At 66.8% G+C, this 16351-nt stretch carries 16 protein-coding genes; 5 read left to right on the top strand and 11 right to left on the bottom strand.

All coding sequences use genetic code 11. The annotated features are described in order from the left end of the window. Positions 1-62: 62 nt before the first annotated feature. Positions 63-539, top strand: a complete 477-nt coding sequence (locus SB771_RS22840; protein WP_011659750.1) for an SRPBCC family protein — start codon at positions 63-65, stop codon at positions 537-539. A gap of 27 nt (positions 540-566) precedes the next feature. Here the strand turns inward: SB771_RS22840 and SB771_RS22845 are convergent, their stop codons facing one another. The 4 genes from SB771_RS22845 to SB771_RS22860 all read right to left on the bottom strand — a co-directional run bounded on the left by SB771_RS22845 (position 567) and on the right by SB771_RS22860 (position 5378). Continuing rightward, positions 567-1691, bottom strand: coding sequence for an amidohydrolase family protein (locus SB771_RS22845; RefSeq protein WP_175660027.1), 1125 nt, complete (start codon positions 1689-1691; stop codon positions 567-569). Position 1692: 1 nt separating this feature from the next. Further along, positions 1693-3000, bottom strand: a complete 1308-nt coding sequence (locus SB771_RS22850; protein WP_175660026.1) for an MFS transporter — start codon at positions 2998-3000, stop codon at positions 1693-1695. A 90-nt stretch (positions 3001-3090) separates the two neighbouring features. Further along, positions 3091-4395, bottom strand: a complete 1305-nt coding sequence (locus SB771_RS22855; RefSeq protein ID WP_175660025.1) for a CaiB/BaiF CoA transferase family protein — start codon at positions 4393-4395, stop codon at positions 3091-3093. Next, positions 4392-5378 (bottom strand): hydroxymethylglutaryl-CoA lyase, encoded by a 987-nt coding sequence (locus SB771_RS22860; RefSeq protein WP_175705296.1) that lies wholly within the window; start codon positions 5376-5378, stop codon positions 4392-4394. The genes SB771_RS22855 and SB771_RS22860 overlap by 4 nt, the downstream gene beginning before the upstream one ends. 174 nt (positions 5379-5552) lie before the next feature. Between SB771_RS22860 and SB771_RS22865 the strand changes: the two genes are divergently transcribed. After that, positions 5553-6377, top strand: a complete 825-nt coding sequence (locus tag SB771_RS22865) for an IclR family transcriptional regulator (protein ID WP_175660023.1) — start codon at positions 5553-5555, stop codon at positions 6375-6377. Positions 6378-6523: 146 nt separating this feature from the next. After that, positions 6524-7162 (top strand): 2-hydroxychromene-2-carboxylate isomerase, encoded by a 639-nt coding sequence (locus tag SB771_RS22870; protein WP_175660022.1) that lies wholly within the window; start codon positions 6524-6526, stop codon positions 7160-7162. An 18-nt stretch (positions 7163-7180) separates the two neighbouring features. Here SB771_RS22870 and SB771_RS22875 read toward each other — a convergent pair whose 3' ends face one another. Beyond that, positions 7181-8164, bottom strand: a complete 984-nt coding sequence (locus SB771_RS22875) for a LysR family transcriptional regulator (RefSeq protein WP_175660021.1) — start codon at positions 8162-8164, stop codon at positions 7181-7183. A 100-nt stretch (positions 8165-8264) separates the two neighbouring features. Between SB771_RS22875 and SB771_RS22880 the strand changes: the two genes are divergently transcribed. Further along, positions 8265-9497 (top strand): MFS transporter, encoded by a 1233-nt coding sequence (locus SB771_RS22880; RefSeq protein ID WP_175660020.1) that lies wholly within the window; start codon positions 8265-8267, stop codon positions 9495-9497. A 427-nt stretch (positions 9498-9924) separates the two neighbouring features. Continuing rightward, on the top strand, positions 9925-10620 hold the full coding sequence (locus tag SB771_RS22885; RefSeq protein WP_175660019.1) for a phosphatase PAP2 family protein: 696 nt from the start codon (positions 9925-9927) through the stop codon (positions 10618-10620). A 136-nt stretch (positions 10621-10756) separates the two neighbouring features. On the opposite strand, the gene SB771_RS22890 is transcribed toward SB771_RS22885, so the two are convergent. The 6 genes from SB771_RS22890 to SB771_RS22915 form a co-directional block, all read right to left on the bottom strand. Beyond that, on the bottom strand, positions 10757-11416 hold the full coding sequence (locus SB771_RS22890) for a glutathione S-transferase family protein (protein ID WP_175660018.1): 660 nt from the start codon (positions 11414-11416) through the stop codon (positions 10757-10759). 126 nt (positions 11417-11542) lie between these two features. Beyond that, the gene (locus tag SB771_RS22895; RefSeq protein WP_175660156.1) at positions 11543-12613 is read right to left on the bottom strand and encodes an MBL fold metallo-hydrolase; all 1071 of its coding nucleotides are present in this window, start codon (positions 12611-12613) and stop codon (positions 11543-11545) included. Between the two features lie 108 nt (positions 12614-12721). Further along, complete coding sequence (locus SB771_RS22900; protein ID WP_175660017.1) at positions 12722-13375, bottom strand: peroxiredoxin; 654 nt, start codon at positions 13373-13375, stop codon at positions 12722-12724. A gap of 515 nt (positions 13376-13890) precedes the next feature. After that, complete coding sequence (locus tag SB771_RS22905) at positions 13891-14739, bottom strand: peptidyl-prolyl cis-trans isomerase (RefSeq protein WP_175660016.1); 849 nt, start codon at positions 14737-14739, stop codon at positions 13891-13893. A gap of 95 nt (positions 14740-14834) precedes the next feature. Next, the gene (locus tag SB771_RS22910) at positions 14835-15500 is read right to left on the bottom strand and encodes a ShlB/FhaC/HecB family hemolysin secretion/activation protein (RefSeq protein ID WP_341770722.1); all 666 of its coding nucleotides are present in this window, start codon (positions 15498-15500) and stop codon (positions 14835-14837) included. 57 nt (positions 15501-15557) lie between these two features. Beyond that, positions 15558-16121 (bottom strand): hypothetical protein, encoded by a 564-nt coding sequence (locus tag SB771_RS22915; protein ID WP_175660015.1) that lies wholly within the window; start codon positions 16119-16121, stop codon positions 15558-15560. Between the last annotated feature and the right edge of the window lie 230 nt (positions 16122-16351).

Below are 16351 nucleotides of genomic sequence, written 5' to 3' on the forward strand. Positions count from 1 at the left end.
GGAAGCAAGACGACACGCCGGCATCCGGCGTGCACCGTCGCGCGCATTCCGCGGGAGGCGACATGCTGCACATGCACACGCATTCGACCCGGGTCAGCCGGCACCTGAACGCACCGCGCGGGCGCGTCTACCGCGCGCTGCTCGACCCGCACGCGGTCGAACAATGGAAGGTGCCCGACGGCATGACATGCCGCGTCCACGCCTATGACGCACGCGAAGGCGGCGCGCTGCGCGTGTCGCTGAGCTACGACGAACCATCGGACAGCCCCGGCAAGACCACCGCGCACACCGACACCTATCACGGCCGCTTCGTGACGCTCGTGCCCGACGAGCGGATCGTCGAAATCGACGTGTTCGAAACCGACGATCCGATGCTGCGCGGCGCCATGACGATCACGATCACGCTGTCGGACGAAGCAGGCGGCACGCGCGTCGAGGCCGTGCACGACGGCGTGCCGCCCGGTGTGCCGGTCACCGACAACGAAGCCGGCTGGCGCATGGCGCTCGCCCGACTCGCGGCGCTGGTCGAGACGGGCTGAGCGCCAAGGCGGCGCGCGCGATACGCGTCAGCCGAGCCGGTAGACGTGCGAAACGGTCCCGCGGAACAGCGCGTCGCGCTCGCTCGGGCTCGCGTGCGCGGTCAGCCGCTTGAACGCATTCCAGCCGTTCACGTAGGAATACGAACCCTTGTCGACCGGAAAATTGCTCTCGAACATGCAGCGCTCGGCACCGAACGCTTCGATACAGGTGAGCATCCACGGCTTCCACGCATCCGCGAGCTGTTCGGACGACGGCGGCCGCGCCCCCTTTTCGAAATCGAAACCGTTGATCCGCATCCCGAGGCCGCCCACCTTCACGAATACGTTCGGCAACCGCGCGAGTTCGCGCATCGACGCCGACCAGCGCTGGAAAACTTCCGGCCGCTTGTCCGCATAGCTCGCGATCCGCACGACACCGCCGCAGTGATTGACGATGATGCGCGTGTCGGGATTCGCCTTCGCCAGATCGAACAGCTCGGGCAATTGAGTAAAGAACAGCCACGCGTCGTACGACAGCCCGAGCGGCGCGAGCTGCGCGACGCCGGCCCGGTACGCGGGATCGAGCAGCAACCCGCGCGGCACAGCCGACAACGGGTTCGCGAGCGACGGATCGGCATCCCATGTGCTCAGGTGTCGAACGCCGCGAAAGCGTCCGCGCCCCGCGTCGAGATGCGCGTCGAGCACGTCGCGCACGCGCGCGCCGAGCCGCAGGTCCGCATGCCCGACGATGCCTTTCGCGACGGCCGGGCCGCTGTGCTGAAGCGGCTCGGTCACGCCGGCGATGTAAGCCGTCTCGCCCACGGGCTTCAGTTCGACCGGCCCCGCATCGCGATAGCGCGTGAGCGCCTGCATGTAGACGGATGCCTGGATGTTGTGGCCCGAGCGCGCATCCTGCAGATAGTCGTCGAGCATATAGATCCAGCCCGGCCGCTCGTAGAAGTGGTGATGCGCATCGACGATCGGCAGATCCGGCTCGAGTGCGGGTTCGAGCGCGGACGCGAGCCAGTCGTTTCGCACCGCGAGATAGTTGCCTTGCGTCGTCATGCGGGGAGCTCCGTTGTCAGCCGGCGTGCGCGTATCGGCCCATGCAGGGACGGCGAGCGAGGCGGCGGCCGCACCGAGCAGCCGGCGTCGTTTGATCGAAAGGGTCATGTCATTCGCTCCGGTCGAACGCGTACAGCGACAGCGTCAGCAGCGTCGTGATCGCCAGGACGATCGCGAGGCCGAGCATCCCGGCCGTGAAGGTGCCGAAGCTGTCCTTCAGGTAGCCGACGAGATACGGGCCCGCGAATCCGCCGAGCGCGCCGATCGAATTGATCAGCGCCAGGCCGCCGGCCGCCGCCTGGCCCGACAGGAAGCGCGAAGGCAGCGTATAGAAGATCGTGCGTCCGGCAATCGTGCCGATCAGCGCGAGCGTGATGCCGACGAGCGCGGGCCCGAGCGTCAGGAAATGGGTCGACACGCCAAGCGCCACCGCGCCGATGCACAGCCCGATCGCGAGGTTCGCGACCGGTGCGCCGCGCCGATCCACCCGCTTCGCCCACCACAGCAGCGCGATCGTCGCGAAGAAGTACGGCAGCGCGGACAGCCAGCCGGTCTGCATCGTCGACATCCCGTGCGCCTTCAGCATTTGCGGCAGCCAAATGCCGATTCCGTACGAGCCCATCGTGAAGCCGAACGAGATCAGCGCGAGCAGGTACACGCGCACGTCTCGCAGCGCGACGCCGAAGCCCTTCTTGCGGCCGGCGGCGGCGCCTTCGCGCTCGAACGCGCGCTGCAGCGCGCTACGCTCGTCGTCCGACAGCCACGCAGCCGTGGCCGGCGAGTCGGACAGGCGCTTCAGGACGAGAAAGCCGAGCGCGCACGCGGGCAGCCCTTCGACGATGAACATCCACTTCCAGCCGGCCAGGCCGAGCGCGCCGTCGAGCTGCAGCAGCCACGTCGACAGCGGACCGCCGATCAGCGACGACAGCGGTGTCGACACGGTGAACCACGCGAGCACGCGCGTGCGGTAGCTCGCGGGAAACCACACGGCGAGGAAGAAGATCACGCCGGGGAAAAAGCCGGCCTCGCCGATGCCGAGCAGCAGCCGGATCGCATAGAAGCTGGTTGGCCCTGTCGCGAGTGCAGTCGCCGCCGCCATGAGCCCCCACGTGATCATGATGCGTGCGAGCCAGCGCCGCGCACCGAAGCGGTACAGCGCGAGGTTGCTCGGCACTTCGAACAGGCAATAGCCCGCGAACATGATCCCCGCGCCCCAGCCGAACTGCGTCGCGGTCAGGCCGAGATCGCGGTTCATCGTCAGCGCCGCGAACCCGACGCTCGTGCGGTCGAGATAGTTGAAGAAGTACGCGAGCGCGAGCAGCGGAATGAAGCGCCATGCTGCCTTGCGTACGGCCCGTTGCTCGATCGACGCGTCGGTCTCGCGATCGGCGGCCAGCGCCGGGGAAGCGGATGTCATGGTTGTCTCCGTGGATGCGGCGGTCCGCGCCCGCGCGAGCGCGGCCGGGATGCCCTTTTGTTGGTTCGATGGATTGCAGCGGCGCTGGCGCTACGCGCTCGCCGCTTCGTTCGGCGAAGGCATATCGCTTGGTACGTCCGGTACGTCCGGCGGCGGCCCGTTCGCACCGTGCCCGTGCCGCCCCGCGACGACGCCGGCGTCGATCAGCGCGCGCGCCTCGTCCGGCGTATAACCCACCTCGCCGAGCAGCGCGCACGTGTCCTGACCGAGCGCGGGCGGCGCCGAGCGCAGCCGCAGGCGCTCGCCCGCGAGCGTGAGCGGCAGCAGCGCGGTGCGCGTGTCGACCGGCCGGCCGGCGCTGCTCGCGTCGGCCGGTAGCGTCACGGCTTCGAGGCCTCCGGTCGCGAGCAGATGCGGATCGTCGAACAGGTCCTGCGGCTTCGTGATCGGCGCATACGGCAGGCCGATCGATTCGAAGATCGCGCCGATCTCCGCGGCCGAATGCGCGGCGAGCCGCGCACGCAATTCGGGCAGCAGCCACTCGCGGGCCTGCACGCGGAGGTTGTTCGTCGCAAGGCGCGCATCGTCCTTCAGCGCGGCCAGGCCGAACGCGTCGCAGAACAGCGCCCACTGCGTGTCCGACACCACCGCGAGAAAGATCTGCTCGCCGTCCCGCACCGAAAACACGTCGTAGACCGCCCATGCGGAAATGCGGCTCGGCATCGGCGACGCGGCCTGCCCCGTCACCGCGAACTGCATCATGTGCTGCGCGACGAGGAACACGTTGTTCTCGAACAGCGAGCTCTGCACCTGCTGGCCGCACCCGGTGCGTTCGCGCTGCGCGAGCGCGGCCATTGCGCCGATCGCGCCGAACATGCCGCCCATGATGTCGTTGACGCTCGAGCCCGCACGCAACGGCCGCCCTTCGGGGCCCGTCATGTACGCGAGGCCGCCCATCATCTGCACGACTTCGTCGAGCGCGGTGCGATGTTCGTACGGCCCCGGCAGGAAGCCCTTGTGCGACACGTACACCAGGCGGGGATTCAGCGAGGACAGCGCGGCATGACCGAGGCCGAGCCGGTCCATCGTGCCGCTCTTGAAGTTCTCGCTGAACACATCCGCGGTCGCGACGAGCCGCCGTACGATCTCGAGCCCGCGCGGATCCTTCACGTCGACCGCCAGGCTCTTCTTGTTGCGGTTGAACATCCCGAAGAAGCCCGCGCCGGAACCGCGCAGCGCACGCGTGCCGTCACCCGCGATCGGTTCGATCTTGATGACTTCCGCACCGAGATCCGCGAGCAGCATCCCGCAGGTCGGGCCCATGACCATGTGCGTCATCTCGATCACGCGCACGCCTTCGTACGGCAGCGCCGAAGCTGGTTGGCGATCGTTCATTGCGCGACTCCCGTCAGGCATCCTTCGGGCTGGGTCGCGCTCGGCGCGCGGCCGTCCGCATACCAGAACCCCTTCGGCAGCCCCGCGTCCGGCACGTGGCCGTAGAGCGCCTCGGCAGGCAGCGCCGCGTGCAGGATCGCGCGCGCGGCGAGCAGCGCGTCCACGTCGACACCCGTGTCGTACCCCATCGACTCCAGCAGGAAGACGAGATCCTCGGTGACGATGTTGCCGGTCGCACCCGGCGCATACGGGCAGCCGCCCAGGCCGCCCTGGCTCGCGTCGAGCGTCGTCACGCCGGCGTCGAGCGCCGCGACGACGTTGGCGAGCCCCTGCCCGCGCGTGTTGTGGAAGTGCGCGCCGCCGGCCTTGTCGCCGACTTCGCGCCGCAGGCGCATGAACAGCCGGCGCACCTGCGCCGGATTCGCGTAGCCGCTCGTGTCAGACAGCCCGATCTCGTCGACGCCGCATTCGGCCATCGCAGCCGCCATCGCGATCGTCTCGTCGTCGGAGACCGCGCCGGCGAGCGTGCAACCGAACGCCACCGAGACGCCCGCCTCGATCTGCACCGACGGAAACCGCGCATCGCGCAGCGCGACGATCGCGCGCACCTCGTCGATCATCTGCGCCGGCGTCTTGCGGATGTTCGCCAGCGAGTGCGCTTCGGTCACCGATACCGGCAACGTCAGCTTGTGGACGCCCGCCTCGAACGCGCTTTCGGCGCCGCGCAGGTTCGGTGCAAGCGCGGCGACGTGCAGCCCCGGAATCGCCAGCGCATGCGCGACGACTTCCCGGATGTCGGCCATCTGCGGCAACAGCCGCGCGGGCACGAACGATCCGACCTCGATTTCGCGCAGGCCGGCCGCGGCGAGCGCGGTGATCCAGCGCAACTTGTCGGCCGTCGGCATCACGGCCTTGATGCTCTGCAGACCGTCACGCGGCCCGACCTCGCTCACCAGCACCTGCGGATCTTCGGAAACACTCATTCGACACCTCAAAGTTCTATCTGAAAGAACATCGTTCTGTTTGACGGAACTTTAGAGGCGCACCGAATCGGCTGTAAGCGGGGTATACCCGTGAAAATGCAATTTTTTGGAACTTGAGTTCTGCCAGGCAGAACGCTATAGTCGATCGACCGTCACCCAAAGGAATAGCCAGCCGTGCCCCCGACCTCGACTCCCGCAGACCCCACCGGCGACGCGCCTGATTCATCGGCCGAAGCCTCCAGCGGCGTCGCCGTCCTCGATCGCGCGTTCGCGATCCTCCACGCGTTCGGACCCACCGACGACCGGCTGTCGCTCGCGGAACTGTCGCGCCGCACCGGGCTGTACAAGAGCACGATCCTGCGCCTGCTCGCCGCGCTCGAGCACGGCGGCTTCGTGCGCAAGCTCGACGACGGCCAGTACGCGGTCGGACACGAGCCGTTGCGGCTGGCCGCGCTGTATCAACGCTCGTTCCGGGTCGGTCCGGTCGTCGAACCGTTGCTCGAGACGCTGAGCCGCGAACTCGGTGAAACGGCATCGTTCTACGTGCGGCATGGCGACATGCGCTCGGTGCTCTACCGCGTCGAACCCGCGCGCACGGTGCGTGTGTCGATCCGGGTCGGCGAGGAGTTTCCGGTTCGGCAGGGGGCGTCCGGGAAAGTGCTGCTCGCGTTCACCGACCCGCACGATGCACAGTGGAACGATGTGCGCGAACAGCTGTGGGCCGCGTCGTACGGCGAGCGCGACCCGGAGACGGCGTCGGCGTCCGTGCCGGTATTCGGCGCGGCCGGCGATTGCGTCGGCGCGCTGACGGTGTCCGGTCCGAAATCGCGGCTTGCCGCCGCGCCGGCCATGGCCGCGGCGCTCGCGATGCTGTTGCCGCTCGCGCAGAAGGCGACCGTCGCGCTCGGCGGCGCAGGCGCGCGCTACGACGCGCAAACGGTGCGCGACAGTCTCGCGCGGTTCGCGGCGGCTGCGGCGCACGACACCGCGCAGCCGTAGCCGCAGCCGTAGCGGGCCACGCGCGTGCGGCGCAGCGACTGCGCAAACGGCGGCCGCATGCGACACTGGCCGCCCGCGCATGCACCGCGTCGCCCGTCGGCGCGATGCACGCCACCGCCGTCCGGACACGTACAAGGGCCCCAACCATGAACGCCGCGCGCACCGCCACCTGGTATTTCGATTTCGTTTCGCCGTTCGCGTACCTGCAGCAGGAACGGTTCGACCAACTGCCGCCAGCCGCCGCATACGAGCCGAAGCCGATCGTGCTCGGCGCGCTGCTCGCGCACTGGGGCCAGAAAGCGCCGGCCGAGATCGCGGCGAAGCGCGTCTTCACCTATCGCCACGCGCAATACCGCGCGGACAAGCTCGGCATTCCGTTCCGGATGCCGCCCGCGCATCCGTTCAACCCGATCCGGCCGCTGCGGCTCGCGATCGCGATGGGCAACTCGCCCGATGCGATTCGGCGGATATTCCGGCACATCTGGCGCGACGGCCAGGACGTGTCGACGCCGGAGGGCTTCGCCGCGCTGTGTGAGGCGGTCGGCTTTCCCGAAGGCGTGACGGCCGTCGACGCGCAACCGGTGAAGGACGCGCTGCGCGCGAACACCGACCAAGCGATCGCGCACGGCGTGTTCGGCGTGCCGACCTTCGAACTCGACGGCGACCTGTTCTGGGGCGAGGATGCAACCGACATGTTCGTCGACTGCGCGACGTCCCGCGCATGGCTCGACTCGCCCGAAGTGCGCCGCATCAGCGCGCTGCCCGAAGGCATCCGGCGCGGCTGACGGCACGCGCGACGGCGCCTACCCGTCGCGCCCTTCGACGAGCAGCGGCACGGCCTCGCGCATCATCGCGACGAAACGCACGAGCCGCGACGGATAGAACTGCGCGTGCGGGTAGGTCATGTAGACCGGCAACGGCGCGGCGTACCAGTCGGGCGCGAGATGCACGAGCTCGCCGCGCGCGAGATGGTCCGCCAGCATCCACGACGAACCGACGCACGCGCCGACACCGAGCAGCGCCGCGCTGCGCAGCGCGTAGAGATTCGCGGTCGTGATGCGCGGGCGCATCGCGATGCGGCGCGTGTCGCCCGTGACGGTGTGCGTCAGCGTCAGCTCGGTCCGGTAATACGTGCGCAGCGCGAGCCACGGCAACGCGGCGAGCGCGTCGGGATCGGCGGGCACGTCGGCGCCGTTCAGCACGGACGGCGCGGCCACCACGAAGCGCGGCACCTTGCTCAGCCGGATCGCGACGACGGACGGATCGGTCGGCTCGCCGACCTGGATCGCGCAGTCGATCCCGCTGCCCACAAAATCGCGCACCTCGTCCTGCAGCAGCCATTCCACCGAGACACGCGGGTAGTCACGCAGGAACCGCGCGAGCGGCTCGACGAAGCGCTCCTGCCCGAACGCATGCGGGACCGCGACCCGCAGCAGGCCGTCGGGCTCCTCCTGCGCGCCGCGCAGGTCGGCCTCGAACGCCGCCCAGTTCGTCAGCAGCTCCTTCGCACGCGTGAAGCAGCGCTCGCCGTCGACGGTCAGCCGCATCGCATGGGTCGTCCGCTGCAGCAGCCGCATGCCGAGCGAGCGTTCGAGCGCCTGCAGCCGCCGGCTGATGGTCGGCTGCGTCGTGTTGAGTTGCGCGGCGGCGGCCGACAGGCTGCCGGCCTCGACTATGCGCACGAAGGTTTCCATCAGCTCGAAACGATAGCCGGCGCCGTCGACGGGCACGACCTGAATGCGATCAGACCCGCCTGTGGCGGGCAAATCGGGGATTTTGTCGGTCATTCGTCAAGCGTATAACAAATCTGCGCGCGACGGCACTACCGTGACTGGCCGCCGGCCGGCACACTCGCGTCCATTCGATACCCGAACAAGGATGTACGCGATGTCCACTTCGACCCGTCTCGACGCCGCGCCCCGCGCGGCGCATGCATCGGCCCCCGCGGCCGCCTCCTCGCTGCTCGATCGCCGGCTCGTGCTGCTGCTGGCCGCGGCCGCCGGCCTCGGCGTCGCGCCGCTCTACTATGCGCAGCCGATGCTCGCCGCGCTGGGGCCCGATCTCGGCGCGTCGGCGCGCGCGATCGGCTTCGTGCCGACGCTCACGCAACTCGGCTATGCGCTCGGCATCCTGCTGCTCGCGCCGCTCGGCGACCGCTTCGACCGCCGCCGCGTGATCGTCACGAAAGCCGCCGCGCTGGTCGTCGCGCTGCTGCTCGCGGCGGTCGCGCCGTCGCTCGGGCTGCTGCTGGCCGCGAGCTTCGCGATCGGCCTGACCGCGACGATGGCGCAGGACGTCGTGCCGGCCGCCGCGACGCTCGCGCACGACGCGCATCGCGGCCGCATCGTCGGCACGGTGATGACGGGGCTGCTGCTCGGCATCCTGCTGTCGCGCGTCGTCGCCGGCTTCGTCGCGGAAACGGCCGGCTGGCGCGCGATGTTCGCGCTCGCGGCCGCCAGCGTCGCCGCCATCGGCATCGTGGCCGCACGCGGGCTGCCGCGCTTCGAGCCCACCACGCGGCTGTCGTACCGCGCGCTGATCGGGTCGCTCGGCGAACTGTGGCGCCGTCATCCCGCGCTGCGCCGGGCCGCGCTCGCGCAAGGGCTGCTGGCCGTCGGGTTCAGCGCGTTCTGGTCGACGCTCGCGGTGATGCTGCACGGCGCGCCGTTCCATCTCGGCAGCGCAGCCGCCGGCGCATTCGGCCTCGCGGGCGCCGCCGGCGCGCTGGCCGCGCCCGTGGCCGGACGCCTGGCCGATCACCACGGTCCCGAGCGTGTCACGCGGCTCGGCATCGGGATCGCGACCGTGTCGTTCGCCGCGATGGCCGCCGCGCCGCTGATGACGCCGCATGCGCAACTGGCGCTGCTCGCCGCCGCGACGATCGGCTTCGATCTCGGCGTGCAGGCCACGCTGATCGCGCACCAGGCAATCGTCTACCGAATCGACCCGGCGTCGCGCAGCCGTCTCAACGCGGTGCTGTTCGTCGGCATGTTCATCGGGATGGCGACCGGTGCCGCGCTCGGCAGTTCGTTGCTCGCGCAACTGGGCTGGAATGCGGTGATCGTGCTGGCCGTGGCGACGTCGCTGGCTGCGCTGGCCGTGCGGGTGTGGCGCCGGTAATTCGCCAACGTCGCGAATGCGGGGCGGACAGGCCACAGGGCTTGCCCGCCTTTTCTTTTATTTTCTTTCGGTGCTGCGCGGCCGGGCGCAGCGCGGCAGATCCGCGCCGAACGCGGAACGCTTTCGGTCATCCGGCGCAAGGTCCGCGACGGCTCACCGAATTATCCAGTTAACCGATTATTTTTTTGCTGGCGTGCAGAGATCCGCGCCCAACCGTCGGAGGATTCCGCATCACCGCGCCGCACGGCCCACTCCAATCCGGCCCCACCCGGAATTCGCGTTTTCTCAGGGGATTCCCGGTATTTTTTCCCATTTTCTTCGAAATTACCGATGACATACTTGCCCCCCGTTGCGCTCCGGTGCGAGCGCGCTTCCTGATCCTGCCGGCCGTGCGTCATGTGTCGTGCGTCCGCCGGAGTCGCAGAACATGAACAATTTCGACACCACGATCCAGACCTTCCTCACCCACATTACGTTCGGACCGCTGATGAACCACGCGATCCGCGTGATCGCCGGCCTCTATACGTTCAAGGGCTTCGTGCTCATCCCCGTGCTGTGCTGGCTATGGTTCCAGCCGGGCCCCCAACGCGAACGGCAACGCGAGCTGGTCATCGCGACCGTCGCGAGCGGGCTCGTCGCGCTCGCGTTCGGCCGATTGCTCGCGAAGGCCCTGCCGTTCCGCGTGCGGCCGATCTACAACCCCGACCTGCACCTGCATTTCCCGTCCGAGGAATTGCGCGCGGCCACGCTGCAGGCATGGAGCTCGTTTCCGAGCGATCACGCGATGCTGTGGATGGCGATCGCGACCGGGATTTTCATCATCGCGCGCCGCGTCGGCGTGCTCGCGCTGCTGTATGCGGTCGTGTTCATCTGCGTGCCGCGTGCGTATCTCGGCTTTCATTACCCGACTGACCTGATCGCCGGCGCGGCGATCGGCATCGCGATCGCGTGGCTGCTGACGCGTGACGCGATTCGATCGCGCTTCGCGCCGCAGGTGCTGGAGGCGATCCGGCGCTTCCCCGCGCCGGCCTATACGCTCGCGTTCCTGCTGTGCTTCGAGCTGATCACGCAGTTCGACGAACTGCTGACGCTCGCGCAGTCGGTCAAGCACACGACGATGTAACGGGACGGCGCCGCAATGCATCCGCTGCTGTCGTCACGACGCCCGGGCACGCGCTGCCGGCCCTGCGCGGCGGCATCGCGTCGTGCGCATGCCGCCGCCCGCGTCGCCTTCGCCGCGGCGATCGCCGCCGCGAACGTCAGTCGCGATCGGGTGCGCCGAGCGGGAAGAACGCGCGGTACGGCCGCGCTTCGTCGACCGCACGCGCGAACGACGGCCGCGCCAGCAGCCGCTTGCGATACGCGATCACGTTCGCGAATGACGGATCGATCCGGTGCGTCCAGTCCGCGTAGAACAGGAACGGCGCCGCGCCGCAGTCGGCGAGGCTGAAGCGGTCGCCGGCCGCCCATTCGCGATCGGCCATCGTTCGATCCAGCCACGCATACGACGTGTCGAGCATCGCGCGCGCATCAGCGACACCCCGCGCATCGCGCTCGTGCTCCGGCCGCAGCGCATCGTGCACGACCTTCTGCTGCGGCGTCGATACGTAGTTGTCGAAGAAACGATCCATCGTCCGCACTTCCAGCGCCGCGCGCCGGTCGTCGGGCACCAGCCGCGCGGGGCCCGGATGGTAGAGGTCGAGGTACTCGATGATGATCGTCGCCTCGATCACGGGGCGGCCCGCGTCCACGAGCACGGGAAACCGCTTCAGCGGCCACAGCGCAGCCAGTTCCTGCATCGGCTTCGGATCGTCGTGCGCGAGCACGCGATAGTCGAACGGCGTGCCGTTCTCGTACAGCGCGGTCAGCACCTTCTGGCAGTAAGACGAAAACGGATGGGCGTAAAGCGTCGGTGTCATCGCGGGGTCTCTCAGGGTGTCGGCGCCGCGTGATGCGGCGCCATGTGATCGGATAACTGGACGACGAACGGCGCCACGCCGATTCGACACGATCCGAATATTTTTTTGTTGTGCGGCTTCGCGCCGCTACGACCGGCCGTCCATCACGACGCGGCCTTCGCCCCGCCAGCGCAGCATCCCGCCGCCGAGGTTCGCGACGGCGTCGAACCCGGCCTTCAGCAGAATCACCGTCGCCTGCGCGGAGCGGCCGCCGGCGCGGCACACGGTCACGATCGGCCGGTCGCGCGCGAGCTCGCCGGTGCGCGCGGCCAGTTCGCCGAGCGGGATCGGTGTCGCGCCGGGCAGGTGGCCGAGCGGGCCGGTGAATTCGTCGGGCTCGCGCACGTCGACGACCTGCACCGCCGGCAGGTGATCCTCGAGCCACTGCGGATCGATTTCCCAGAAACCGGCAAACGTATAGACGAGCGGCGCCCAGTCGGCCGCCGCCAGCGCGTCGGGCGCGTTCGCGGCGACGCCGCACTGCAGGTTCGCGGGCACCGCGACGTCGATCTGGCGCGGATGGGCGAGCCCGAGGTTGCGCATGTAGCCGGCGAAATCGTCTTCGCTGAGATCGCCGCCGAGGCGCGGATTGAAGCGCCGCTCCTCGCCGACGCTCGTCACCGTCAGCCCGCGATAGTCGTGCGCGGGATACAGCAGGCAGGCGGCCGGCAGCGTGAAGAGCCGGCCGTGCACCGCGCGATACAGCGCGCGCGGGTCGCCTTGCTGGAAATCGGTGCGGCCGGTGCCGCGAATCAGCAGGCAGTCGCCGGTGAACGCCATCGATTCGTCGTCGAGCACGAGGCTGATGCAGCCGCTCGTATGGCCCGGCGTCGCGCGCACGGTCAGGTAGCGCGTGCCGAATGCGCAGCGGTCGCCGTCGTTCAGGTAGCGGTCGGCGCCCTGCGCGCCGCTCGCGGCAGAAATCGCGATCGTGCTGCCGGTGCGCTGCTTCAGCAGCCATGCGCCCGTCACGTGATCGGCGTGCACGTGGGTGTCGACGGTCGCGACGAGCCGCAGCCCGAGTTCGTCGAGCAGCGCCGCATCGCGGCGCACCTGCTCGAACACGGGATCGATCAGCAGCGCTTCGCGCGACGCGGGATCGGCGAGCAGATACGTGTAGGTCGACGATTGCGGGTCGAAAAGTTGCCGGAAGATCATTGGGAAGTTGCTCCGTCGCGTACTCATGCCTATTGTTGTTCGGCCCGCGCACCGCGCGTCGCTGGCGCGCGGGCGTGCGGGGCGCCCCGTTGCATGCGTGCCGAGCCGTCAGTGCGGCTGCGGTACGAACCGCAGGTACGGCTTCAGCGTCCGAAAGCCCTGCGGATATTTTTGCTTAGCCGCATCGTCCGACACCGAGGTCGGAATGATGACATCGTCACCCGGCTTCCAGTTGACCGGCGTCGCCACCGTATGTCGTGCGTTGAGCTGCAGCGCGTCGAGCAGGCGCAGGACCTCGTCGAAGTTGCGGCCGGCGCTCATCGGATAGACGAGCATTGCCTTGACCTTCTTGTCCGGCCCGATGATGAACACCGAGCGCACGGTCGCGTTGTCGACCGCGGTGCGCGGGCCACCGCTCGCGCTCGGATGGATCATGTCGTACAGCTTCGCGACCTTCAGTTCGTCGTCGCCGATCAGCGGATAGTTGACCGCATGACCCTGCGTTTCCGCGATGTCCGCCACCCACTTCCGGTGGTCGCTGACGGGATCGATCGACAGCCCGATGATCTTCGTGTCGCGCTTGTCGAATTCCGGCTTGAGCCTGGCCATGTAGCCGAGTTCGGTCGTGCATACCGGCGTGAAATCCTTCGGATGGGAAAACAGGATCGCCCAGTGATCGCCGATCCACTCATGAAAACGGATCGTGCCCTCGGTGGTCTCCGCGGTGAAATCGGGCGCGTCCTCGCCTAGTCGAATCGACATGTTCGTCCTCCGTCAAATGGGAATCGTCACAACGCCCGCGCCGCGGCATCCGCGCGGCGCACGATCGTCCGCGCGCGAAAGCCCGGCATGGCACATGCCGGATTTCGCGCGTCCATATAGCGTAGGTCAAAATGCGCACGCCGCTTGCGCTCCATGCGCGGCAACCGATTCCGACAACGAATGCGGTGCGGCAGGACGATTCGCCGCGCCCTGAGGTTGCGCACGCCCCGTTACACTACCGCGTGTTCTCGTCTTACGTTCAGAGGAATCACGCCGACACGGCGATGACCATCGATCATAGACAAAGACATGTGCTATTTGATTTTTAATAGTTAGTCTCGCGCTGGCCAGACGCCGGCTACCTAGCTTTTGCTGAGTTTTATTGCGTTTCCAAAAGGTCGCTGATGGTCGCGTGCGCCAGGCGGAACAGCGCATAGAGGGAGAAGCGCGAACCTTTATTTAACTGAGCGCTCACCGCAGGCGATAGCAGATTTGCCGCACTGCTGCGGCCGCCCTTACTGCTGCTGAATCTTCGCGTCCTTCAACAGTCCCCCCACCAGTTCAGCCGTCGCCTTCTCAAACGCGAGCGCCTGCAATTGCTGGCGGATCGTCGACTGCGCAGTGTCATAGGCCGGCACCTGCGTCGGCCGCTTGGCATCGATCTTGACGATTGCACGCGCTCCGTTACCGACCGGAATGGAATCAGCCGTCACACCACCGGCCGGCAGTTTCGTCATGGCCTGCGCGACCGGAAGCGGCAGACCCTGTGTGTTGCCTTCCACCAACGGCATCTTGAAGCTGACCCACGGCAGTTCCCCGCCCGCCCCGGCGGTCGGGGCCTGACTGTACTGACGAGCCAGTGCCTCGAACGTCTGCCCGGCTTTCAATTGCGCGAGCACGGTGGCCGCGGTCGCCGCATCCTTCACAACAATGATGCGGGGTTTCACCTCTTCCTTGCCGAGCGACCCGACGATCTCGTCGTAGCGCGCCTTCACTTGTGCATCCGTCACCGGGGCCGGTTTGATGTTGTCCTTCAGATACAGCTGCGCCTCGGCGTTGGCCTTCGCCACCTGCATTGCTGCCTGCACCTCGGGCTTGCCGCCGTACTTCGCCTTCTCGGCCGCCTGCTGAATCAACACGCGCGCGATCAGCTGGTTTTTGATCGCCTGCCGGATTTGCGGCGTATCTGGCTGCTTTGAAGCCTGAAGCACCGCATTGACTTCAGCGTCAGTGATCGGCGTACCGTTGACCGTCGCGACACTACCGGCCGGCAGCGACGCGGATTGGGCTTGAGCCTGTACAGGCAGCGCCATTTGCCAAGCGATCGCCGTCGCGATCAAGATTCGATTGAATGTCATTTGCATGCCTGCCGCTCCTGCTTGAAGAAGAGAGCGCAGCAGTCAAAGCCGCTGCGCGAAGTGTCCGCCCGAAGAAGGGATCGGACACAGACCAAACTCGCCTAGTAAAACCAGTTCAACGTTCCGAGCACCAGCTTCGCCTTGCTACCAAGCGCGGCTGGTTGCACCAACGCACGGCCGACCAGCAGTTCACCGGACAGGGACTGCTTGTGCCACTGCCATTGCACACGCAGCCCCCCGCCAGCACCAGCGAGCGTCGGGAAACCCGGTATCGCCACGAGGCTTGCCTTGCCTGCATCGACGAAGACGTACGGTTCGATTCGACCGTCCTTCCAGGCCGGCGCGTTCACCCAGGCGAGTTCGTTGCGCGAGTAGAACCCCCGATCGCCGGCGATCTCGCCGGATCGGAAGCCGCGTACCGTGTCCATGCCTCCGAGATACAGCTGCTCCGATCCGAATAGCGCCATGTTCGTATATTGCCCGCCGAGCACGCCCCGGTACGCAAGCAGCGCACGACCGATCTTCGGCAACGGCAACGTGAAGGCGGCGGTTGCATCCACCTTCGTGAACTGGCTATGCGCCTCATCCCGCGTGATGCCGTGGGGATCGTGATTTGCACCAAACCACGGCAGCCCCTGCGACACCCCGCCGTTGAGCGTGAAATTGCCCTGCGCGTCGTTCATCACGAACTTGTGCAGCCAACTGCCACCGAGCCGCCGTCCGGAACAATGCCGGCTGCCCATACCGAACAAGCATTTCCGGCACATGCTATTAATAGAGCGCGCCACAGAATTTCTGTATGCATTGTTGAGTCCTGGCACGTTCTATTCCGGCAGCTTCAAATTGAACTCCGGACCGGCGATAACATTATGAGTTAATCTCCCACCATTTTTCAGGAAGTCATATGCCTCAGGACCAACCCAGTAAATTCCAATTTTTTCTTTAAAGATCTTCTTCATGGCAGTCGAAAACTGTCGCATCAACCGTTGCGCGGCAGGATCGTCCGACCACGTTTGAACAAGACCATTAATCAATGCACCATCCGACCAAAATCCACCTGCATTGAACTCGACACATTCAGCACAATTGCCAGACCGGTAAAAGGTATGCCACTCTGCGCCACCAGATGTTTCCTCACCCATCAATGCACGGATCGGCAACACATTAGCCGCTCGATCGGCTACAAGAAAATTTTGACACCGTGCAGTTTGCGACGCGGTGGCGATGCCAATATTATCAATGTCTCTAGCAGACTCGTATATAGGCGCCTCTTCTTTTTGATGTGTATGATGAAGAGTCAATATATATTTAACTTTCTGCTTCTCCTCAACAAAATCCGTTACCCGCAGCACATCGCGCTTCGACGCGAAAAAATGAATTCTCTTCATTTTCCAAAAGCCTTATTAAGTATTTGATTCACCTGCGCAGGCGACGCCCCTTTCTGAATTAAGACAAGCTTATCATCAGGAAAAGCTGCTTGTATTCTCGCTGCTGCTGCGGCTTCAGATTGCGTGGGCGTTACACCATCCGCTTGCGTTGGGGATTGTCGTTGTGAAGACCTTCGTCGGAAACAGCCGTCACAACTGCCGAATCGGTGACAGTTTGGTCCCCCGTGGCA

This window comes from Burkholderia sp. SIMBA_051, assembly GCF_046534915.1.
Taxonomy (GTDB): Bacteria; Pseudomonadota; Gammaproteobacteria; order Burkholderiales; family Burkholderiaceae; genus Burkholderia; species Burkholderia ambifaria.

Bases quoted from the DNA above. Each gene is read 5' to 3' on its own strand.
- SB771_RS22860 (WP_175705296.1), bottom strand. From the start codon at position 5,378: ATGAGTGTTTCCGAAGATCCGCAGGTGCTGGTGAGCGAGGTCGGGCCG.
- SB771_RS22895 (WP_175660156.1), bottom strand. From the start codon at position 12,613: ATGATCTTCCGGCAACTTTTCGACCCGCAATCGTCGACCTACACGTAT.
- SB771_RS22900 (WP_175660017.1), bottom strand. From the start codon at position 13,375: ATGTCGATTCGACTAGGCGAGGACGCGCCCGATTTCACCGCGGAGACC.
- SB771_RS22905 (WP_175660016.1), bottom strand. From the start codon at position 14,739: ATGCAAATGACATTCAATCGAATCTTGATCGCGACGGCGATCGCTTGG.
- SB771_RS22890 (WP_175660018.1), bottom strand. From the start codon at position 11,416: ATGACACCGACGCTTTACGCCCATCCGTTTTCGTCTTACTGCCAGAAG.
- SB771_RS22840 (WP_011659750.1), top strand. From the start codon at position 63: ATGCTGCACATGCACACGCATTCGACCCGGGTCAGCCGGCACCTGAAC.
- SB771_RS22875 (WP_175660021.1), bottom strand. From the start codon at position 8,164: ATGACCGACAAAATCCCCGATTTGCCCGCCACAGGCGGGTCTGATCGC.
- SB771_RS22910 (WP_341770722.1), bottom strand. From the start codon at position 15,500: ATGTGCCGGAAATGCTTGTTCGGTATGGGCAGCCGGCATTGTTCCGGA.
- SB771_RS22870 (WP_175660022.1), top strand. From the start codon at position 6,524: ATGAACGCCGCGCGCACCGCCACCTGGTATTTCGATTTCGTTTCGCCG.
- SB771_RS22850 (WP_175660026.1), bottom strand. From the start codon at position 3,000: ATGACATCCGCTTCCCCGGCGCTGGCCGCCGATCGCGAGACCGACGCG.
- SB771_RS22845 (WP_175660027.1), bottom strand. From the start codon at position 1,691: ATGACCCTTTCGATCAAACGACGCCGGCTGCTCGGTGCGGCCGCCGCC.
- SB771_RS22880 (WP_175660020.1), top strand. From the start codon at position 8,265: ATGTCCACTTCGACCCGTCTCGACGCCGCGCCCCGCGCGGCGCATGCA.
- SB771_RS22915 (WP_175660015.1), bottom strand. From the start codon at position 16,121: ATGAAGAGAATTCATTTTTTCGCGTCGAAGCGCGATGTGCTGCGGGTA.
- SB771_RS22855 (WP_175660025.1), bottom strand. From the start codon at position 4,395: ATGAACGATCGCCAACCAGCTTCGGCGCTGCCGTACGAAGGCGTGCGC.
- SB771_RS22885 (WP_175660019.1), top strand. From the start codon at position 9,925: ATGAACAATTTCGACACCACGATCCAGACCTTCCTCACCCACATTACG.